This is a genomic window from Micromonospora sp. NPDC049151 (assembly GCF_040648395.1).
Taxonomy (GTDB): Bacteria; Actinomycetota; Actinomycetes; order Mycobacteriales; family Micromonosporaceae; genus Micromonospora.
Map to the genome: position 1 here is coordinate 13,055 of NZ_JBEZDP010000025.1, position 20,121 is coordinate 33,175.

The following is a 20,121-nucleotide window of genomic DNA, read 5'->3' on the forward strand; positions in this document are numbered from 1 at the left end:
TCATCCGTCCTTGAGGGTCAGTTGGATGGCGGCGGTGAGCTGGTCGCGGCCGGGTTGCACGGCCCGGTCCAGGGCCGGCGCGAACGGCAGCACCGCGCCGTCGGGGCGGGTGACCCGCCGGGGTGGCGCCGCCAGCCGGACCCGCTCGACCACCGTGGCGATGATCTCCCCGGCGATGCCGCAGGAGCGGTTGCCGTCGTCGACGACCACCAGCCGCCCGGTGCGGCTCACCGACTCGACCAGCCCGTCCCAGTCGAACGGGTAGATCGTGCGGGGGTCGAAGACCTCCACCGACGCCTCTCCGGCCAGGTCCTCGGCGACGGCGAGCGCGTCGTGCACCAGGTGCCCGACCGCCACCACTGTCACGTCGGTGCCGGCGCGGCGGACGATCCCCCGGCCCAGCGGCACCGGCGCCGGGTCGGTGACGTCGGCGCGCAGGTCGAGGGCGCCCGCCGGGGCGAAGACCACCACCGGGTCGTCGCAGCGGATCGCGGACACCAGCAGGCCGTACGCGTCGGCCGGGGTGGCCGGTACGACTGTTGTCACGCCGACGTGGGCGAACAGCGCGTACGGGTGGTCGGAGTGCTGCCCGGCCCAGCCGGTGCGGGAACCGGAGCCGGGCACCACGTAGGTGACCGGCACCGCGCACTGGCCGCCGGTCATCAGCGGGAACTTGTGCGCGTGGTTGACGATCTGCTCGAAGACCAGGAACAGCAGCGACGGGATCTGGAACTCCACCACCGGGCGGGCCCCGGCCAGCGCCGCGCCGGTGGCGAAGCTGGTGAACGCCTGCTCGGACAGCGGTGTGTCGCGGACGCGTTCCGGGCCGAACTTCTTCAGCAGGCCGGTGGTGACGTTCGCGGCGGCCACCCGGATGTCCTCACCGAGCACCACCACCGAGTCGTCGCGGGTCATCTCGTCGGCGAGCGCCCGGGTGAGCGCCCTGCGGTAGGAGAGCCGGGGCATCAGCCACCTCCGGTCCGGGCGGTGAGCCCGCTGGCGTACAGATGGTCCAGTGCGGTCGCCGGGTCGGGGTGCGGCCCGGCGAGCGCGTAGTCGACTGCGGCGTCCAGCTCCGCCTCGACCGCGGCGTCCACCTCGGCCCGTACCGCCGGGTCCAGCCGCGCTCCGGCGATGTCCACCGGATCGCGGGACCGGCCCTCGGCCACCTCCTCCGGCGGCCGGTAGTCGAGGCGTACCTGATGTTCGAAGGTGTGGTGGGCGTCGAAGCGGTAGGTGCGGGCCTCGACCAGCTCGGGGCCGCCGCCGGCGCGCATCCGCGCGACGGCGGCGGAGGTGACCTCGCGTACCGCCTCCGGGTCCTGCCCGTCGACGGCGGCCGCCGGCATGCCGAACGCGGCGGCCCGCCCGGCGATGGTGCCGGCGACCGCCCCCTCGACCGGCATCGTGGTGGCGTAGCCGTTGTTCTCGCAGACGAACAGCACCGGCACCCGCCAGAGCGCGGCCAGGTTGAACGCCTCCAGGAGCATGCCCTCGTTGACGGCGCCGTCACCGAAGAAGGTGGCGCCGACGATGTCGCCGCCGCGCCGCCGGCGCTCCCACACCGCTCCGGTGAGGATCGCGCCGGCGGCTCCGACGATGGCGTTGGCGCCCAGGACGCCGACGCCGAAGTCGGCGGCGTGCATCGACCCGCCCCGGCCCCGGTTGAGCCCGGTGACCCGGCCGCACAGCTCGGCCAGCATCCGGGCCGGGTCGGCGCCCTTCGCGAGCACGTGCCCGTGCCCGCGGTGGGTGCCGGTGACCAGGTCCTGCGCGGAGAGTGCCGCGCAGACGCCGGCGGCGATCCCCTCCTGACCGAGGTACGGGTGGATGCCGCCGACGATCTCCCCGGCGCGGACCAGCTCGATCGCGCGCTCCTCGAAGCGGCGGATGAGCCGGACCGTCCGGTAGAGCCGGAGCGGGTCGGAGCCGGTCACGCCGGACGGCCCTCCTTGACGGCGGCGAGGATGTCGTCCCAGAGGCGGGCGCGGGCGGCCAGCGCGGCGTTCACCGTGTCGGCGCACTCCTGCCACTTGGTGTCGTCGTCGCCGCACAGGTCGGCGAGCATCTGCATGGCCATCGGGGTGTGCTGCTCGCCGTCGACCTCGATGTGGCGCTCCAGGTAGTCGACGAACTTGTTGAGCCTGTTGCTGCGCTCGTTGACGGCGACGACCTGGGTGAACATCTCCGGGATCAGGTCCTCGCGGCCGAACGCGAACGCCGCCGCCTGGCAGTGCACCGGGGTGGTCTCGATGATCCGCCAGGTGGTGCCGGCGAACGCCGCCGAGGCCGCGGGGACGCCCGCCGCGCCGAGCGCCTCGGTGACCGGCGTGCCGTCGCGCAGCAGGTCGACGAGCTTGTTCACGGCCGCGGTGTCGGCGCCGGCCTCGGTCATGCCCTGCACGTACAGCTCGAAGTGGCTGATGTAGCCCTCGCCCAGCTCGTCGCTCTCCTCGACCATGACGATGTCGTTGATCAGGCGGCGGCTGCCGGTCGGGCCGGTCGGGATCCACGGCACCGTCACGCAGGTGAGCTGCCGCTGCAACGACTTCAGCAGCGACATGAAGTCCCACACCGCGAAGACGTGGTGCTCCATGAACGTGACGAGCGCGTCGTGGGTGTCCAGGTTGGCGTAGAGGGGGTGCTTGACCACCACGTCGCGGCGCTCGGTCACCGCCCGCTCCAGCCGCTCGATGCCCGGGTGCGTCTTACCCCAGTCGTACCGTGACATTGTCAGCCTCCCTGCTGGGCGCGGTCGCGCCAGATGACCGGGCAGTAATCGGGGTCCGCGTAGTCCGGCCGGCCCTCGTGGTTGCGGCGGACCAGCACGTCGTGGTTGTACGCGGCGAGCGTGCCGTCGGAGAGCGGATACTCCCGCCAGGCGTTGTCGCCGTCCTGCAGGTGCAGCGAGACGGCCCGGCGGGGCCGCCCGCTGACGTTCGCACCGCTGCCGTGGTAGATGCGGCAGTGGTGGAAGCTCATGTGTCCCTTCGGGATCACCATGGGGATCTTGCGGATCTGGGCGCCGTTGTACGCGGCGTTCTCGGCCAGCATCGCTTCGAGCTGGTCGCGGTCCCGGTCGGCGAAGTGCCGCACCACCGTGTCGTCGGCGCCGATCTCCCGCCAGCGGTGGGAGCCGTCGACCATGGTGATGGTGCCCATCTCCTCGCCGCAGTCGTGGAACGGGATGAACGCGGTGAGCATGTTCTCCGACGACGAGGACGCCCAGTAGTGCTTGTCGAAGTGCCACGGCACGATGTTCGACGGCTCGCCGGCGATCGGCGGCTTCCAGATCAGCGTGGACTGGAAGATCCGGATCTCGGCGGCCCGGGCCAGCCGGGCGGCCACCGCGCCGATCAGCGGCTTGCGCAGGATGCGGGCGATGCCGTCGTGCTCGTGGTGGACGTAGTCGTTGTGCCGCTGCACGTCACCCCGGGACGGCTCCCAGTAGGCCAGCTTCGGCGGCCGTGCCGGCAGCAACCTGTCGCGTTCCCCCGCGTAGTAGCTGTCGGTGGCGGCGACCAGCTCGTCCACCTCGTCGTCGGTGAGCAGCTTCTTCGACAGGTACCAGCCGTGCTCGGCGTAGTGCCGGACGTCCTCGTCGGAGGGCAGCAGCGCCTCCTCCTCGGCGGTCAGTCCGGGATCGATGGTGGTCATGCCGAGCCGACCGGGCATGGCCTCACGGCCCTCGCTTCGCTCGGTGCGTTCACTCATGCCGTACCTGCCCCTCCGGCGGCGACAGCGGGGGTCGCCCCCGCCGCGGCCAGCTCGCGTTCCTTCGCTTCGTAGAGCGCCTTGATGTTGCCGCTGCCGAAAGTGCGCGCCCCGCGCCGCTCGATGAGTTCGAGGAAGAGGGTGCGGCGCACGTGCATCGACTCGGTGAAGATCTGCAGCAGTTGCCCGTCGTGGTCGGAGTCGACCAGGATGCTCAGCTCGCGCAGCCGGTCCACCGGCGCGTCCAGCCGGCCGACCCGCTGCTCCAGGCCGTCGTAGTAGGCGCCGGGCGTGCTGGCGAAGCGCACCCCGCGCCGGGCGAGCGCGCCGACGGCGGTGACGATGTCGTCGGTGCGCAGGCCCAGGTGCTGCACCCCGGCGCCGGCGTGCCAGCGCAGGAAGTCCTCGATCTGCCCCGGCCGGGCGCCGGTGTCCGGCTCCAGCAGCACGAACGTGACCTGCCCGGAGGGGCTCTGCACCACCTTGGAGTTCATCGCCTGGCCGGCGACCTCGATGTGCTCGGTGAAGATGTCGGCGAAGCCGAACACCTTCTCGTAGTGCGCGACGGTCTCGTCGAGCTGCCCCGGCGGCACGCAGATGGCCAGGTGGTCGACCTCGGCGAGCAGGGTGTCCGTCCCGTCCGGCGCGGTCACCGGCTCGATCGCGCCGGGCAGGAACACACCCGGGTCGCCGCGCCGCTGCACGAGGCGGTGCACCACGTCGCCGAAGCCGCCGACCTCGGCGACCACCACCTCGGCGTCCGCGCCGGTGAAGGTGCGCGGCGGGCTCAGCGCCGTCGCGCCCCGGTCCACCAGTTCCGCGTACGCCCCGGCGGCGTCGTCGACGGCGAGCGCGACCACCGCGATGCCGTCGCCGTGCCGGTGCACGTACGTGGCCGCCGGGTGTTCGGCGGACAGTCCGGTGGTCAGCAGCAGCCGGATGCCGGCCTGGGCCAGCAGCAGCGACCGCTGCCCGTCCAGCCCGGTCTCCGGACCGCCCTGCCCGCACAGCCGGAAACCGACGGCGTTGTCGAAGTAGAAGGCCGCCTGCCGGGCGTCCCCCACGTAGAGCTCAAGATGATCTATCCCGTTGATGGTCATGGGCTTCCCCTGTTCCCCCCGTGATCGCGACCCGGACGGACGCCCGGGACTGGAGTCCGGTCAGCCCGCGGCCGGGGTGGCGGCCCGGCGGGCCGGCCCGGAGAGCCGGCGCAGGAGCAGGCTGACGTTCTGGCCGCCGAACCCGAACGAGTTCGTCAGCGCGTGGCCGACCCGGGTCGGCCGGGGCACGGCGCGGACGTGGTCCGCCTCGCACTCCGGGTCCGGGTCGTCCAGGTGGTAGGTGGGTGGCAGCAGGCCACCGTCGAGCGCCAGCGCGGTGGCGGCGGCCTCCAGCGCCCCTGACGCGCCGAGCAGGTGCCCGGTGAGCGCCTTGGTGGAGCTGACCGGCACGGCGCCGGCACCGAAGACCTCGGCCAGCGCGGTCGTCTCGGCGACGTCACCGAGCTTGGTGCCGGTGCCGTGCGCGTTGACGTACCCGACGTCGGCGGGCTCGACCCCGCCGGCCGCCAGCGCCCGGCGCATGCACGCCGCCGCGCCCGCCCCGTCCGGCCGTGGCGCGGTCGGGTGGTACGCGTCGGTGTTCGCCCCGAACCCGGCGACCTCGGCGTAGCCGCGCACACCCCGTCCGTCGGCGTGACCGGCGCGCTCCAGCACCAGCAGCGCCGCGCCCTCGGCGAGCACGAAACCGTTGCGCCGCTTGTCGAACGGGCGGCTCGCCTCGGTGGGCTCGTCCCAGCCGCGGGCCAGCGCCCGGGCGTTGCCGAACGTGTCGGCGAACGTCGGGAACAGCGGTGCCTCGCTCGCCCCGCACACCACCACGTCGGCCTCGCCGGCGCGGATGAGGCGTACCCCGTCGGCGACGGCCTGGGCGCCGGAGGCGCAGGCCGTGCCGACCGACGAGCTGTAGCCGCGGATGCCGTGCGCGATGGCGATCCGCGCCGAGGGCATGTTCGGCAGGATGCCGGTGAGCAGGTACGGGCTGACCGCCGCCCGGCCCCGGGCGGCCCGCGCCAGCACCTGGCCCTCCAGCGTGGCCATGCCGCCGACACCGCCGACGATCACCGCGATCCGCTCCGGGTCGACGTCGCGGCCCACCTCGATGCCGGCGTCGGCGAGCGCCTCGGCGGCGGTGATCAGGGCGAGCAGCACCACCCGGTCGAGCACCTTCGTCTCCGGGCCGGAGGCGACGCTGCGCGGGTCGATGTCCGGCAGCACCCCGGCCACCTCCAGGCAGCCCGCCGCCGGGTGCCCCTCGGGCGGGCGGCGCAGCCCGGAGCGGCCGGTCAGCAGCGCGTCGAACGTGTCCGCGACGCCGCGTCCGGCCGGGGTGAACAGGCCCATGCCGGTGATGACGGCGGTCACGACGGCGCCTCGGTCAGGTAGCGCTCGCGCAGCGCCACCTTGCGCACCTTGCCGGTGACGGTGACCGGGATGTCGTCGGCGCGCACCGGGACGATCCGGCGCAGTGTGGCTGCCACGTCCGGGCCGAGCGCGGTACGGATCCGCTCGGTGCGGTCCGCCTCCGGGTCGGCCCCGGCGGCCAGCTCCAGCAGCACGTCGGTGGTGACGGTGCCGTCGTCCGCCTTGACGATCACGACTGTGCAGTCGGTGACGTCGGGGCAGGCGGCGAGGATGCGCTCCTCGGACAGCGCGGTGAAGAACCGTTTCCCGTCGCCGGCCTCGACCGAGTCGACCGCCCGGTCCAGGTGGTAGTAGCGGCCGTCCTCGTCGGCGTACACCAGGTCGCCGGTGAGGTACCAGCCGCGCAGCCGGAACCGGTACGTGGTGACCGAGTCGTTCCAGTAGCCGCGGAACAGCGACGGCGAGTCGATGCCGAGCCAGCCCACCTGCCCGGGCGGCAGCTCGTTGCCGTCGGCGTCGAGCACGGCGACCCCGGCGAACCGGTACGGGCGGCCGACGCAGCGGCCGTACCTGTCGGTGTCGCTGGTGTGCGTGATGTGGAACATCGAGTGGCCCATCTCGCTGGAACCCAGGCCGTCGATGAACACCGACCCGGGTACCCGGGTCACGCCGCCGCGCGTCACCACGTCCCGGGAGCCGACCGCGACCAGCCGCCGTACGTGCGGCTCGTGCGAGCAGTCACCGGTGTTGAACCACAGCCGCACCGAGTCCAGGTCGTAGCCGGACAGGTCGAAGCGGGCCAGTTCGGCCCAGGTGACGGAGAAGCCGAACACGCCGTCCGGACGCCACCGCTGGATCGCGTCGAGCACCCGCTCGCCGCCCTGCTCGGAGAGCAGGAACATCTCCGCCCGGTTGCCCAGCGCCTGGTTGACCATGAGCACGGTGGCGGTGTGCGGGGCGGGCAGCGCGTTGAGGATGCGCGTGGTGCCCTGCGCCTGCGGCATGGACAGCAGGTGGCGGGTGGCGGCGAAGAGGCTGGCGTGCGAGTGCAGCACCGCCTTCGGCACACCTGTGGTGCCGGAGGTGTGGGTGATCACGATCGGGTCGTCCGGGTGGTGCCGGTAGTGCGCCGGTGTGGCGTCCGGGTCACCGGTGCCGGCCTGCGCGGGCTCGCCGAGCATCGGGGCGCCCAGGTCGTGTCCGGCCAGCGCCTCGGCGTGCGCGGCGTCGGCGAGCACCCCGGCGGCGCGCAGCCGGCGGATGTACTCGGCGGCGATCTCGGGGCGCAGCCTGCCGTTCATCAGCGCCGGGATGGCGCCGAGGCGGGTCAGCGCGAGGAACGACAGCACCATGTCGGCGGCGGTGCCGGCCCAGACCGCGACCGGGTCGCGTGGCTTCACCCCGCGCTCGTGCAGCCAGGCCGCCCGCGCGGCGACCATCCGGTCGAGCCGGCCCAGGGTCAGCGGTGTCTCGGCCGGGTGGCCGTCGACCTCGGTGTCGAACGTGAGCCCGGGCCCGTCCGGGTCGGCGCCGTGGGCCAGCACCCGGGCGAGCATGTTGCCCGCGCCCAGTTCCGCGTCGGCCGCCAGCGCGCCGCGCAGTCCCTTCGTCCTCATTGACGTGTCCCCTCCCCCAGCAGCACCGCGGCCGCCTCGCCCGGCGTACCGTCCGGTGCCAGTTCGATCAGGATCAGCAACGCCTGTGCGGCGTCGCCGTCGTACAGCAGCAGGTCCGCCTCGGCCTCCCCCTCGGCCCGCGCGTCGCCGGTCGGGCTCAGGCACACCACCGGCCCGTCCAGTCCCCAGCGCGCCGCGACGTGCCCGGCCACGCTGTTCGGCACCGACTGGAAGAAGAACAGCGGCCCGATCCGCCCGCCCTCGGCCACAGTGGCGCGCACGTGCGCCGCCCCGGCGGTGTCCCCACCGGCGCTGACCAGCACCACAGCGGTGCGGTTGCCGGGCGGCAGCGGCCCGGTGCCGTACCGCCGAGCGAGGCACCGTTCCGCCACCGCCGCCACCAGCGGGTGGAACGGCGAGTGCACGAACCCCGGCACCCCCGGCACTCCCGCCCCCTCATCCCCGGGCTCGGGCCACCGCGCCTCCGCGAGCACCACGACCCCGTTGCGCGATCTTGCGGTTGGTGCCCCCTCGGCGGGCGTTGTGCCCGTTTCGCCGGGGCCGGAAGTGCAAGATCGCGGGAGGTCGGGGTGGGTGGAGCCGGTCATGAGGTGCTCACCAGGAGGGCCGTGTCGGCGCCGCCGAAGGCGGCGTTGAGGGTCAGGGCGTGCTCGCTTCGCGCGGGGCGGGGGGCGTCGCGGATGACGTCCAGCGGGCACTGCGGGTCCGGACCGAGCCAGCCGGCGGTTACCGGCAGCTTGCCGTGCCGCAGGGCCAGCACCGTCACCACCAGCTCCAGCAGGCCGGACGCCTCCAGCGCGTGCCCGTGCACCGACTTGGTGGAGCTGACCGGCAACCGCCCGGTGTCCGCGCCGAACACCCGGGTCAGCGCCGCCGCCTCGGAGGCGTCGCTGAACGGGGTGCCGGTGGCGTTGGCGTTGACGTAGCCGACCGCGTCCGGGGGCAGCCCGCCGCGGCGCAGCGCCGCCTCGGCCGCCCGGGCCAGCCCGAGCCCCTCCGGGTGCGGCTGGCACGGGTGGTGCGCGTCCCCCGCCCGGCCCCACCCGGCCACGCTCGCCAGCGTCTCGGCGCCCCGCCGCGCGGCGGCGCCCGCCGACTCCAGCACCACGGCGGCCACCCCGTCACCGAGCAGCAGGCCCTTGCGGCCGGCGCTGAACGGGCGCACCGCCCCGTCGGCGGCGAGCGCCCGCCCGGCGTCGAACAACGCGAACTGGTCCGGTTCGACCAGGTAGCCGGCCGCGACCACGACCCGCTCCAGGTCGCCCCGGCGGATCAGCGCCGCCGCGTCGGCGACCGCGCTGCTCGCCGACACGCACGCGGTGGTGTAGATCCGGGTACGCCCGCCCAGGCCGCACCGCGCGGCCAGGTGACCGGCGAGCGCCGGCACCGCCGGTTCGTCCCGCCCCTGCGGTACGGGCAGCGAGTGCGGCCCACCGTGGGTGGCCAGGAACAGCGCCGACTCCGCGCGCCCGGCCCGGTCCAGCCCGGCGGCCCGGGCGGCGGCGTCGATTCCGTCCGCCAGCTCGTCGGCGAGCGTGCCGGCGTCCGGCAGGGTGGCCGCCACCGTCACCCGGCGGCCGGTGGTGTCGAAACGGCGCACCGGCGCGAACGCCGGGGTGCCGGTGAGCACCCCGGCCAGCAGCGCGTCCGCGCCCCTGCCGAGGGCGCTGAGCGCGTACGTGCCGGTGATCCGTACGGTCTCCCGCTCAGCCATCTGCGGGAGCGGTCAGGGAGCCACGGAACACCGCGAGCGCGTCGTCGACGGTGCGGATGCCGGCGAGCTGGTCGTCAGTCACGTCCAGCCGCCGGTCGTAGCGCTGCTCGACCATGTGCACCAGCCAGGCCAGCTCCATCGAGCCGAGCCGGTCCGGCACCTGGTCGGCGGGGCTCGCGGTCAGTTCGGCGAGCATGCTCACCAGGTCAGCTCGCCCCAGGTCGGGCTGACCGGACATCAGGACTCGTCGCTGTTCGCGGCCACCCGGTCGGCGACCATCGTGATGAACTCGCCGACGGTCATCAGCGCCAGCTTCTCCGACTCGTCGTCGGCGAACTTCAGGCCGTACCGGTCCTCGACGCGGACCGCGAGGTCGGCCAGGGCCAGCGACTCCAGGTCGACGCCGGAGGGGCCGAGGGTGGTGTCGTCGTCGAGTTCCTCCACGTCGTAGTTCATGTCGGCGAGCTGTTCGATGACGAAGGTGCGGACCTCGTCTCGCATGGGTTCAGACCTCTTCTCCGTGTACCGGCTGACGGTGCCCGGTCGGGACACCGTGTGCGTGGGAACCGGCCGCGCCGGACGCGCGGGTGGCGCGTTCCTCGGCCGGTCCGGGTCGGGAATCGGGGTGGACCGGACGACCGGCGGGCGTACGGCGGGCGTGCGGTTCGTACAGGGGGCCGGTCACGACGCCGCGTCCCGCAGCGCCGGGACGGACCGGACCAGCTTTCCGGTGGTGGTGCGGGGCATCTGGTCGAGCAGGCGCAGGGTGCGGGGACGCTTGAAGCCGGCCAGCCGTTCGGCGATCAGCTTGTCCAGCGTCTCCTCGGTCAGCGAGCCGTCGGTCTGCGCGTACGCGGTGATGCCGTCGTCCCAGACCACCACCGCGGCGATGACACCGGGCAGCCCGGCGACTGTCGCCTCCACCTCGGTCAGGTCGACCTTCAGGCCGCCCACCGACACCTGCGAGTCCAGCCGGCCCTTGATGGTGACCAGGCCGGTGTCCGGATCGACCACGCCGGCGTCGCGGGTGTGCAGCCAGCCGTCGGCCCAGCGGGTCGGGTCGGCCGGCCCGACGTACGGGTTGTCCGGGCAGGACACCCAGAGCTCGCCGTCGCGCTCGCGTACCTCGATGCCGGGGGCGGGCGCGATGGCGGGGCGGTGCCGCCCGTACAGGTCGGTGCCGATGACGCCGACCTCGGTCATCCCGTACATGTTGCCCAGCGGTACGCCGTACCGGTCGGTGAACGCGTTCGCCACGGCGGCGGACACCAGCTCACCGCCGGTGGTCATGCGCTTGAGCTGCGGCAGCGGCCCGGCGGTCGTGGTGGAGGCGAGCAGCCCGATGTGGAACGGCACGCCGAGCACTGTGGCCGGGGTGTCCTGCGCGGCGACGGCGGCGAGGATCGCGTCGCCGCTGAGCCGTTCCGGCGGGCACAGCTCGACACCGGCGTGCAGACCGTAGAGCAGGCCGCCGACCAGGCCGAGCACGTGCACCATGCTGGGCAGCAGGATGATCCGCTCGCCGGGCAGCGCGACGCCGTCGATGCGGGTGTAGCGGTGCACCTCGGCGACCAGGTCGGCGGCGGTGCGGCCGATCACCTTGGACGGTCCGGTGGAGCCGGAGCTGAGCTGGATGACCGCGTGCGGGCTGCCCGCCGGGCGGTCGGAGTACGCGCTGACCCCGGCGGTGACGTCGACGAAGATCTTCAGCGCGCCGCCGCCGGAGCGGACCGGGGCGACCACCACCTGCGGGCTGAGCCGGCGCAGCGCCTGGTCGACCTCGTGGCCGGTGAGCCGGTGGTCGAGCAGCACGGCCTGGGCGCCGGTGCGCCAGGTGGCGAGCAGGTACGCCACGTACGTCAGCGAGGGCGGCAGGCGCAGCGCGGCGGCGCCTCCGGCGCGCAGCCCGGCCTCGGCGAGCGCCGTCTGCGCCTCGCCGACGAGCCGGCGCAGGGTGCCCTTGTCGACCGGTTCGGGCAGCCGCAGGCAGACGTCGCTGTCGTGTCCGGTGAACAGGATGTCGTCCACCCAGTCCACCGTCGTCGGGGCGGGATCCTCCGCCACGGGATGTGCAGTCACGACCGGCCACCGTTCCACTGAGGAACTGGGCGGATCCGCCCAGCGGTACGTCGTTCGGGTACGGACGGAACCCTACGGCGGCCCATTTTGCATCGCCAGATGCAAATGGCTAGATCAAAAACGGCGGCTGGGTGGATTGCCCAGGCTCGATCGGACAGGCAGGATCGGGCACACGCCGGCAAGGTAGCCCGCCGGCCGCCCGATGCTGTGCGCACTCGAAATCCCGCCCGGGCAGCGGGCGGCGAGGCTCACGGCATGTTCCGCGCGGCCGGGCCCGACGACTTCCCGCAGGTCGTCCGCCTCTACCGGCAGCTCAACCCGGACGACCCGCACCCGACCGACGGCTCAGACGAACGGGCCTTCGCGCGGATCCTGGCCACCGAGAGGCTGCACCTGTTCGTGCTGGAGGTGGACGGCGCCTGCGGGTTCTCCGGGGACGCCAAGACGGCGTACCTGGCCCGGCCGTCGTGACGGTCAGCGCTCGCCCGCCGGTGGGGGCGCGGCGCCGCGCAGCACCAGCGCGCTGTTGAACCCGTCGAAACCGCGCGCCCCGACCAGCGCGATCCGGCTGCGCGGCGGGCGGGGCTCACGCAGGAACGTCAGCTCGCAGCCGGGCGCGGGCTCGTCCGGGCCGGCCGAGGCGGGCAGCATGCCACGGCGGAACGCCAGCAGCGCGGTGGCCGCGTCCAGCGCGGACCCGCCCTGGTGGGCCCGGCCGGTCAGCGGTTTCTGCGTGGTCACCGGCGGGGTCCGGTCGCCGAACACGGTACGCAGCGCCGTTGCCTCGGCCCGGTCGTACGCGGGCACGCCGAGCGCGTCCGGCCAGATCACGTCCACGTCGTGCGCGCGCACCCCGGCGCGCTCCAGCGCGAGCCGCAGCGCGCGGGCGTAGTGGGCCGGGTCGGGGCCGGTGGCCGGGTCGGTGGGCGCGGCGTCGTGGGTGGCCGCCCAGCCGGTGATCTCCCCGTAGACGCGGGCGCCCCGGGCCAGCGCGTGCCCCAGGTCCTCGACCACGAACACCGCGCCGCCCTCGGCCGGCACGTACCCGCTGGCCGCGACGTCGAACGGCCGGTACGCGCGCTGCGGGTCGGCCACGTCGCTGAGCAGGCCGGAACGCAACTGGCAGGCCAGCGCGTACGGGCTCAGCGGGCACTCGGTCGCCCCGGCGATCACCACCGGGGTGCCCCGGCGGACCGTGCGCACCGCGTGCGCCAGGCTGTCCAGCCCGCCGGCCGACTCGGACACTGTCACCCCGGACGGTCCCTTGAACTGGTGGCGGATCGACAGCTGGCCGACGCTCGCGGCGTAGAACCACGCGATCGACTGGTACGCCCCGACGGTGCGGCTCGGCCCGCCCCACAGCCGTTGCAGTTCCCGCTGCCCGAACAGGTTGCCGCCGGAGGAACTGGCGAGCGTGACCGCCCACTTGTACGGGTCGGGCGACACCTCGGGCAGCCCGGCGTCGGCCAGCGCCAGCTTGGTGGCGGCGAAACCGAGGTGGGTCCACCTGTCGGTCTGCACCCGCTGCCGGGTGTCGCTGAATCCGGCCGGGTCGAAGCCGGTCACCTCCCCGGCCACGCGCGTTGGATACCGCTCCGGGTCGAACAGCGTGATCGGTCCGGTGCGCCGGGTGCCGGCGACCACCGTGTTCCAGTGCGCCTCGGCCCCGATGCCGCTGGGTGCGACCACGCCGATGCCTGTCACCACCGCGCGCGCGGTCATGATGGCGTCACCGCCAGCCGGCGGAACACCATGGCCGACTGGAAGCCGCCGAAGCCGCTGCCCACCGACAACGCCACGTCCACCGGCACCTCCCGGGCCTCGTTCGGCACGTAGTCCAGGTCGCACTCCGGGTCGCGGGTGGTCCAGTTCGCGGTGGGCGGGACCACGCCGTACTCGATGGCGAGCGCGCAGGCGGCCATCTCGATCGAGCCGATGGCGCCGAGCGAGTGGCCGACCATCGACTTGATCGAGCTGATCGGCACCCGGTACGCCGTCTCCCCCAGCGCCCGCTTGAACGCCGCCGTCTCGTGCCTGTCGTTCTGCCGGGTGCCGGAGCCGTGCGCGCTGACGTACGACACGGCCGACGGGGCGAGCCGCGCCTGCCGCAGCGCATCGCTGATCGCCACCGCCATCTCCGCGCCGTCCGGGCGCAGCCCGGTCATGTGGAAGCCGTTGCTGCGGCCGGCGTACCCGGCGACCTCGCAGTAGACGTGCGCGCCCCGGCGGCGGGCGTGCTCGGCCTCCTCCAGCACCAGCACCGCCGCGCCCTCGGCGAGGACGAAACCGTGCCGGTCGGCGTCGAACGGCCGGGAGGCGTGCGCCGGGTCGTCGTTGTCCGGGCTGGTCGCGCCGATCGCGTCGAACGAGGCGACGGTGACCGGGGAGATCGGCGAGTCGGCGGCGCCGGCCAGCACCACGTCGGCCTCGCCGTCGGCGACGAGCTGGTGGGCGTACCCGATGGCGTCGATGCCGGAGGTGCAGCCGGTGGAGATGACCTGCGCGGGGCCGTGCAGGCCGTGCCGGCAGGCCACGTCGGCGGCCAGGCTGCTGGGCACCAGCGCCTGGTAGAGGTACGGCCCGCCGAGCGCGTGGTCGACCAGCCAGTGCCGGCCGGAGTCGCTGACCCGCACGTACTCCTGTTCCAGCGCCATGGTGCCGCCGACGGCGGTGCCGAGCACCACCCCGGCGCGTTCGCGCTGCGCGTCGGTGAGGGCCAGGCCGCTGTCCGCGAGCGCCTCGGCGGAGCAGGCGAGCGCGAACTGCGTGTACCTGTCGGCGCGCTGCCGCTCGGCGAGCGTGATCCCGGCGGCGTCCGGGTCGAAGTCGCACTCGGCGGCGATCTGGGACCGGAACGGCGACGGGTCGAAGAAACTGATCCGCCGCGTCGCGGTACGGCCCTCGGTGATCGTCTTCCAGAAGCGGTCCCGGGTGGCGCCACCGGGTGCGACCACACCGATGCCGGTGACCACGGTGCGCCGGCCGGTCACGACGGCTCCCGTGGCGGCGGCGCCGCGCTCTCGGTGTCGACGTGGCCCAGTTCCGGGCGGGGGGCGAGCGGTCCGAGGTGGAACACCACCTCGGCGGGCTCGTCGCCGGTGTTGCGCAGCCGGTGCCGGACGTCCTTCGGCACATAGAGCGCCTCCCCGGCGGCGAGCGGCACCGGCGCGTCGTCCAGGTCGACGGTGATCGCGCCCCGGGCGACGTAGAGGAACTCCTCGCTGTACGGGTGGTAGTGCTCGGCGATCCGCTCCCCCGGCGCGAGCGTGGCGACGCCCATGAAACCGGAGGTGCTGCCGACCGTCTTCGGGCCGAGCAGCACCCGCAGCTCGCCGCCGCGACGGCGGTCGGCGGGTACGTCGTGGACGGAGACCCGGGCGGTGGTGGTGTCGGTCATCGCGCGCCTCCCGCGTACGCCCGCTCGATCTTCTCCTTGATCACGGCGAGCTGGATCGCGCTGTTGGTGTTGATCCGGTCGGTCATGCCGGCGTTGTCGACGGGCGCGTCCGGCTTCATCGCGAAGTCCTGCGTCCAGGTCATCCGGGTGCCGCCGGGCGTCTCGTCGTAGCGCCAGTGGATGCGCATGTACTCGAACGGGCCGGTCTCGACGCGCCGCGCGTGCACCTCGCGGGTGGCCGGGTCGGCGGTGCGCTCGCTGACCCAGCTCCACGCCACGCCGTTCTCATCCGGGTGCATGGTGAGCCGGAACCGCACGGTGTCGCCGTCGCGGTGCAGGATCTCCGCCACCGCGTACTCGGTGAACAGGTCCGGCCACCGGGCCACGTCGTTGGTGATCTCCCAGACCAGCGGCAGCGGCGCGTCGATCTCCACGGCGTTCTCGGTGTGCCCGGGTGGGTCCGACTTGCGGGCCACCAGGTCGGCGACGCCGGCGATGCTGAGCTGCCCGGCCTGTTCGGGGATCTTCACCCGCCACCTGTCGGCCACGACCGCCGACAGTTCGAGCAGCGCCAGCGAGTCCATGCCCAGCTCCTCCAGGCTCGCCGCGGGCGCGCCGGCGGCGGCGTCCGGGTCCAGGCCGCAGTGCGTGACCAGGATGTCGGTGATCTCGCGGGCGAGCGGGCGGTCGGGGGCGACTGTCATCGGTTCCTCCAGGTGGTCGGGCCGGCGGCGGGCACGGCGCTGACGGGGGTACGGCCGTCCGGTCCGGTCGCGCCGCGCGGGTCGGGTACGACGCCCCGCGCCGGGGACGCCCCGGGGGCGCCGCCGGGTGGGGCGTCGCCGTTCGGTGGGGCGCCGTCGGTGGGCGGGGTGAGCAGGCGTTCCACAAGCGCGGTGGTGTGCCGGGCGGCGCGGAACGCCGGGTCGCGCAGCACCCGCCGGGCGAACGGGATGGTGGTACGCACGCCGGGACCGGCCACGTCGAACTCGGCCAGCGCCCGGTCGAGCCGGTCCAGCGCGGCGTCCCGGTCCGGCGCCCACACCGCCACCTTCGCCAGCAGCGAGTCGTAGTGCGGGCTGACCAGGTAGCCGGCGTGGCCGTGGGTGTCGACCCGGGTGAACGGGCCGCCCGGCGGCCGGAACCGGTCCAGCCGGCCGGGGGCGGGCGCGAAGTCGCGGTCCGGGTCCTCCACGTTGACCCGGCATTCGATCGCCACGCCGTGCAGGCGGACGTCGGACTGGCGCAGCCGCAGCGGGGTGCCGTACGCGACGTGCAGCTGTTCCTGCACGAGGTCGATGCCGGTGACCATCTCGGTGACCGGGTGTTCGACCTGGATCCGGCAGTTGATCTCCAGGAAGTGGCAGCGTTCGGCCTCGTCGACCAGGAACTCCACGGTTCCGGCGCCGGTGAAGCCGACCGACAGCGCGCCGCGCAGCGCCACCTCGGCGACGGTGTCCACCGTGGCCTGCCGCAGCGCGGGGGCGGGCGCCTCCTCGATCAGCTTCTGGTGCCGCCGCTGCACCGAGCAGTCCCGGGTGCCCAGGTGCACACCGTTGCCGTGGCCGTCGCAGAGCACCTGCACCTCGACGTGGCGGGCGTCGGCGAGGAACCGCTCGACGTACACCCGGTCGTCGCCGAAGGCGACCTGGGCGGCGGCGCGGGTCCTGGCGTACGCGCGGGGCAGCTCGGCGGCGGAACGCACCACTGTCATGCCGCGCCCGCCCCCGCCCGCCGCGGCCTTCACGATGACCGGGTAGCCCACCTCGGCGGCCACCTCCTGCGCCTCGCCGACGGTGGGCAGCGTCCGGACGCTGCCCGGCGGCAGCGGCAGCCCGGCCCGGCTCATCAGCGCCCGCGCCGTCGACTTGTCCGCGAGCGCGGCCATCACCTGCGGCGGCGGGCCGACGAAGACCAGCCCGTTCTCGGCGCAGATCTCGGCGAAGTCGGCGTCCTCGGACAGGAAGCCGTAGCCGGGGTGCACCGCCTGCGCACCGGTCTGCCGGGCGGCCTCCACGATCGCCGCCGCGTTGAGGTAGCTGCGGCGGCTGGCCGCCGGTCCGATGCGTACCGCCTCGTCGGCGAGCCGCACCGGCAGCGAGTCGGTGTCGGCGCTGGAGTGCACCACCACGGTGCGTACGCCGAGTTCCCGGCAGGCGCGCAGCACCCGCAGCGCGATCTCGCCCCGGTTGGCGATCAGCACCTTGTCGAACATCACCAGTCCTGTCCGGTGACCGGTTCCAGGGCGATCAGCGGCTGGTCGTACTCGACGGGCTTGCCGTCGTCGACGAGCACCTCGACCACCCGTCCGGCCTGGCCGGCGGTCACCTCGTTCATCAGCTTCATGGCCTCGACGATGCCGACCACCTGGCCCGGGCGGACCATGTCGCCGACCGCCACGAACGGCATCGCCCCCGGCTCGGGGGCCCGGTAGAACGTGCCGACCACCGGTGAGCGCACGGCCGGCCGGTCGATCACGGGCGCGGCGCGCGCGGCCGGTTCGGCGGCTCGCGCGGGTGTCGCCTCGACCGGTTCGGCGGCGCGCTGCGCCGGTGCCGCCGGGTCGTGCCACTCGACCTCCAGCACCGACTCGCCGCTGCGCAGCCGCACCCGGCGTACCGGCCCGGCCAGGTCGGCGACGAGCTTGCGGGCCTGCCGGCGCAGCCCGTCGAGAACCTGCTCGGCCTCGGCGTCGGCCATCACGCCACCTCCGCCCGGCCACCGGCCGGGGAGGCGGCAGGGGACGGTCCGGCCGACCGGGCCGCGCCGAAGCGGCGGAAGCGCTGCCTCCGGCGGCGCACCAGGGTGGCCGGCGGGACGGTGAGCAGCGGGGCGAGGTTCGCCGCGACCGCCCGGCGCAGCAGCTCGGCCGCGCCCCCCGGGTCGGCGTGCGCGGCCGGGCGTGGCTCCGGCACCAGCTCGTCGACCACGCCGAGGCGGCACAGGTCGGCGCCGGTGAGCCGCAGCGCGCGGGCCGCCTGCGGGGCGGCCGAGCTGTCCGGCCAGAGGATCGCCGCGCAGCCCTCCGGGCTGATCACCGAGTAGACCGCGTGTTCCAGCATGAGCACCCGGTCGGCGACCGCGAGCGCGAGCGCGCCGCCGCTGCCGCCCTCCCCGGTGACCACCGCCACCACCGGCGTGGGCAGCACGGTGAGCGCCAGGATGTTCTCCGCGATCGCCGCCGCCTGACCCTGCTGCTCGGCGCTCACCCCCGGGTCCGCGCCGGGCGTGTCCACAAGCGTCACCACCGGAAGCCGCAGCCGCGCCGCGAGCCGCATCAGCCGCAGCGCCTTGCGGTGCCCGGCCGGGCTGGCCATGCCGAAGTTGCGGGTCACCAGCTCGGCTGTGGTGTGGCCCTTCTGGTGGCCGAGCACCATCACCGGCCGGCCGTCCAGGCGGGCGATGCCGCCGACGACTGCCGGGCAGTCCGCGCCGAGCCGGTCGCCGTGCAGCTCCACGAACCCGTCGAACGCCGTCTCCAGGTAGTCCAGCGCGGTCGGGCGACCGGGGTGCCGCGCCGTGCGTACCGTCTCCCAGGGGTCGCGGTCCGGGCCGGCCGGCGTGGCGGAGACGGCCGGCGCCGGGCGCGGCGCGGTCGGTGCCTCCGGCGCACGGCGGCCGGAGTCGGCGGCGGCGAGCAGCGCGGCGAGCCGGCCCCGCAGCGCGTGCCGGGGCACCACCATGTCCACCTGGCCGTGCCGCAGCAGGTACTCCGCGGTCTGGAAGCCCTCCGGCAGCTTCGCGCCGGTGACCTGGCGGATCACCCGGGGGCCGGCGAAACCCAGCCGGGCGCCGCTCTCGGCCAGCACCAGGTCGGTGTTCGTGGCGAAGGAGGCGGCCACCCCGCCGTACGTGGGATCGGTGACCACGCTGACCGTGAGCAGGCCGGCCTCCCGCATCCCCGCGAGGGCCTGGCTGACGGTGGCCATCTGCATCAGCGACAGCGCGCCCTCCTGCATCCGCGCGCCGCCGGACGCGGTCACCAGCACCAGCGGGATGCCGTCGGCGAGCGCCCGCTCGGCGGTACGGGTGATCAGCTCACCGACCGCGCAGCCGAGGCTGCCGCCGAGGAAGCGGAAGTCCATCACCGCCAGCGCGACCGGGTGCCCGCCCAGCCGGGCGGTGCCGCACAGCACCGCCTCGTCCAGGCCGGTCGCCGCGCGGGCCGCCCCGAGCCGGTGCGGGTACGGCAGCTCGTCGACGAACTCGATCGGGTCGACGCGTACCGCCGGGTCGGGCAGCGGCACGAACGAGTCCGGGTCGGCCAGTTGCGCCACCCGGTCGGGCGCGTCCAGCCGCGCGTGCGCGCCGCACTCCGGGCAGACGTCCAGGTTGCGGCGCAGCCGCTTGCGGTAGAGCAGCGACGCGCATCCGTCACACCTCGTCCAGAGCTGCTCGTCGCGCGGGGCGGTCGTGGTCACTGCGGCCGCCCGGCGGCGTCGCGCAGGTGAGCCGGCGCGTCGTACCGGTAGAAGCAGTGCGCCATCGCGTCGCGGGGTGAGCGCCAGGTCGGCAGGTACGGCGAGATGTACGGCCGCAGCCGCTCGCTGATCCGGACGAACTCCGGATGCCCCCGGTTGTCCTCGACCGCGCCCCGCGCCGGCGTCTCCGTCTCCAACAGGTGGACGTAGAGGTCGTGCAGCCGGTACAGCGAACGGTGCCGGACGCCGACCAGGCCGGGCAGCTCTGTCGCGTCGGACTCGGCGAAGATCTCGGCCACCCGGTCCTCGGCCGTCGGCACCACCTTGGCGACGATGAGCGAACGGTCCATTCGCGCCTCCTGCACGTCCCGGTGCGCGGCGAACCAGTCGCGCCGCACGGATCGCCACACGGTCGCGCCAGGGGCGTCTACCGGGCGTCAACCGGGACCCATCGCGGCACAAACGTGGTGACGCTGCGTTGACGCAAGCTGTGCGTGAGCTATGCGAAGATCGCCTTCCGCTCTCCGGGTGACGACACTTCTTCGCAGATCACGGCCGTATTACCGAGCCCGCTATGGACAGTCGGGTGACCGACCTAGCGTTGACTGAGAGTAACAGGCGTTGATATTCTCCGTCTCGGTCAGCCCGGCCACGGTGGAGATTCCCGGCCGCGGCGGAGGCGTTCCGACACCGGCGTCGCGGGCGGCGTCCGGGCAACGGGAGACGGTCGGAACGA

The 20,121-nt window shown here is 74.3% G+C and carries 21 protein-coding genes; 1 reads left to right on the forward strand and 20 read right to left on the reverse strand.

Annotation, left to right across the window (positions count from 1 at the left end):
- From AB0B20_RS24335 to AB0B20_RS24390, 12 genes are all read right to left on the reverse strand, one after another.
- Positions 1 to 966 (reverse strand): transketolase C-terminal domain-containing protein, encoded by a 966-nt coding sequence (locus AB0B20_RS24335; RefSeq protein ID WP_357473699.1) that lies wholly within the window; start codon positions 964 to 966, stop codon positions 1 to 3.
- Positions 966 to 1,937, reverse strand: coding sequence for a thiamine pyrophosphate-dependent dehydrogenase E1 component subunit alpha (locus AB0B20_RS24340; RefSeq protein WP_357473702.1), 972 nt, complete (start codon positions 1,935 to 1,937; stop codon positions 966 to 968). Before AB0B20_RS24340 ends, AB0B20_RS24335 begins: the two co-directional genes overlap by 1 nt.
- A complete protein-coding gene (locus AB0B20_RS24345) occupies positions 1,934 to 2,731 on the reverse strand; it encodes a DUF3050 domain-containing protein (RefSeq protein ID WP_357473705.1) in 798 nt (265 codons plus the stop codon). The genes AB0B20_RS24340 and AB0B20_RS24345 overlap by 4 nt, the downstream gene beginning before the upstream one ends.
- Before the next feature lie 2 nt (positions 2,732 to 2,733).
- Complete coding sequence (locus tag AB0B20_RS24350; protein WP_357473844.1) at positions 2,734 to 3,657, reverse strand: phytanoyl-CoA dioxygenase family protein; 924 nt, start codon at positions 3,655 to 3,657, stop codon at positions 2,734 to 2,736.
- 53 nt (positions 3,658 to 3,710) lie between these two features.
- Positions 3,711 to 4,814, reverse strand: a complete 1,104-nt coding sequence (gene hppD / locus AB0B20_RS24355; RefSeq protein WP_357473708.1) for a 4-hydroxyphenylpyruvate dioxygenase — start codon at positions 4,812 to 4,814, stop codon at positions 3,711 to 3,713.
- 60 nt (positions 4,815 to 4,874) lie between these two features.
- A complete protein-coding gene (locus tag AB0B20_RS24360) occupies positions 4,875 to 6,137 on the reverse strand; it encodes a beta-ketoacyl-[acyl-carrier-protein] synthase family protein (protein ID WP_357473711.1) in 1,263 nt (420 codons plus the stop codon).
- Entirely contained in the window at positions 6,134 to 7,753 is a 1,620-nt protein-coding gene (locus AB0B20_RS24365; RefSeq protein ID WP_357473714.1) for a class I adenylate-forming enzyme family protein, read from the reverse strand. The genes AB0B20_RS24360 and AB0B20_RS24365 overlap by 4 nt, the downstream gene beginning before the upstream one ends.
- Positions 7,750 to 8,250, reverse strand: coding sequence for a beta-ketoacyl synthase chain length factor (locus AB0B20_RS24370; RefSeq protein WP_357473716.1), 501 nt, complete (start codon positions 8,248 to 8,250; stop codon positions 7,750 to 7,752). Before AB0B20_RS24370 ends, AB0B20_RS24365 begins: the two co-directional genes overlap by 4 nt.
- A 107-nt stretch (positions 8,251 to 8,357) precedes the next feature.
- Positions 8,358 to 9,488 (reverse strand): beta-ketoacyl synthase N-terminal-like domain-containing protein, encoded by a 1,131-nt coding sequence (locus AB0B20_RS24375; protein WP_357473719.1) that lies wholly within the window; start codon positions 9,486 to 9,488, stop codon positions 8,358 to 8,360.
- Positions 9,481 to 9,726: an acyl carrier protein gene (locus AB0B20_RS24380; RefSeq protein ID WP_357387738.1), complete on the reverse strand. Its 246-nt coding sequence runs from the start codon at positions 9,724 to 9,726 to the stop codon at positions 9,481 to 9,483. The genes AB0B20_RS24375 and AB0B20_RS24380 overlap by 8 nt, the downstream gene beginning before the upstream one ends.
- The gene (locus tag AB0B20_RS24385; RefSeq protein WP_357387740.1) at positions 9,726 to 9,989 is read right to left on the reverse strand and encodes an acyl carrier protein; all 264 of its coding nucleotides are present in this window, start codon (positions 9,987 to 9,989) and stop codon (positions 9,726 to 9,728) included. The genes AB0B20_RS24380 and AB0B20_RS24385 overlap by 1 nt, the downstream gene beginning before the upstream one ends.
- A gap of 180 nt (positions 9,990 to 10,169) precedes the next feature.
- Positions 10,170 to 11,567: a fatty acid--CoA ligase family protein gene (locus AB0B20_RS24390; protein WP_357473722.1), complete on the reverse strand. Its 1,398-nt coding sequence runs from the start codon at positions 11,565 to 11,567 to the stop codon at positions 10,170 to 10,172.
- 255 nt (positions 11,568 to 11,822) lie between these two features.
- On the opposite strand from AB0B20_RS24390, the gene AB0B20_RS24395 reads away from it, so the two are divergent.
- Positions 11,823 to 12,038, forward strand: coding sequence for a hypothetical protein (locus tag AB0B20_RS24395; RefSeq protein WP_357473725.1), 216 nt, complete (start codon positions 11,823 to 11,825; stop codon positions 12,036 to 12,038).
- A gap of 3 nt (positions 12,039 to 12,041) precedes the next feature.
- Here AB0B20_RS24395 and AB0B20_RS24400 read toward each other — a convergent pair whose 3' ends face one another.
- From AB0B20_RS24400 to AB0B20_RS24435, 8 genes are read right to left on the reverse strand one after another with little or no spacing between them, the layout of a single operon-like run.
- A complete protein-coding gene (locus AB0B20_RS24400; RefSeq protein ID WP_357473728.1) occupies positions 12,042 to 13,289 on the reverse strand; it encodes a beta-ketoacyl synthase N-terminal-like domain-containing protein in 1,248 nt (415 codons plus the stop codon).
- Complete coding sequence (locus AB0B20_RS24405) at positions 13,286 to 14,557, reverse strand: beta-ketoacyl-[acyl-carrier-protein] synthase family protein (protein ID WP_357473731.1); 1,272 nt, start codon at positions 14,555 to 14,557, stop codon at positions 13,286 to 13,288. The genes AB0B20_RS24400 and AB0B20_RS24405 overlap by 4 nt, the downstream gene beginning before the upstream one ends.
- Positions 14,554 to 14,964 (reverse strand): cupin domain-containing protein, encoded by a 411-nt coding sequence (locus AB0B20_RS24410; protein WP_357473734.1) that lies wholly within the window; start codon positions 14,962 to 14,964, stop codon positions 14,554 to 14,556. The genes AB0B20_RS24405 and AB0B20_RS24410 overlap by 4 nt, the downstream gene beginning before the upstream one ends.
- Positions 14,961 to 15,668: an SRPBCC family protein gene (locus AB0B20_RS24415; protein ID WP_357473737.1), complete on the reverse strand. Its 708-nt coding sequence runs from the start codon at positions 15,666 to 15,668 to the stop codon at positions 14,961 to 14,963. The genes AB0B20_RS24410 and AB0B20_RS24415 overlap by 4 nt, the downstream gene beginning before the upstream one ends.
- Positions 15,665 to 17,179, reverse strand: coding sequence for an acetyl-CoA carboxylase biotin carboxylase subunit (locus AB0B20_RS24420; RefSeq protein ID WP_357473740.1), 1,515 nt, complete (start codon positions 17,177 to 17,179; stop codon positions 15,665 to 15,667). The genes AB0B20_RS24415 and AB0B20_RS24420 overlap by 4 nt, the downstream gene beginning before the upstream one ends.
- On the reverse strand, positions 17,179 to 17,664 hold the full coding sequence (gene accB, locus AB0B20_RS24425) for an acetyl-CoA carboxylase biotin carboxyl carrier protein (protein WP_357387756.1): 486 nt from the start codon (positions 17,662 to 17,664) through the stop codon (positions 17,179 to 17,181). Before accB ends, AB0B20_RS24420 begins: the two co-directional genes overlap by 1 nt.
- Entirely contained in the window at positions 17,664 to 19,385 is a 1,722-nt protein-coding gene (locus AB0B20_RS24430) for an acetyl-CoA carboxylase carboxyltransferase subunit alpha (protein ID WP_357473743.1), read from the reverse strand. Before AB0B20_RS24430 ends, accB begins: the two co-directional genes overlap by 1 nt.
- Complete coding sequence (locus AB0B20_RS24435) at positions 19,382 to 19,735, reverse strand: TcmI family type II polyketide cyclase (RefSeq protein ID WP_357387760.1); 354 nt, start codon at positions 19,733 to 19,735, stop codon at positions 19,382 to 19,384. Before AB0B20_RS24435 ends, AB0B20_RS24430 begins: the two co-directional genes overlap by 4 nt.
- Positions 19,736 to 20,121 lie beyond the last annotated feature (386 nt).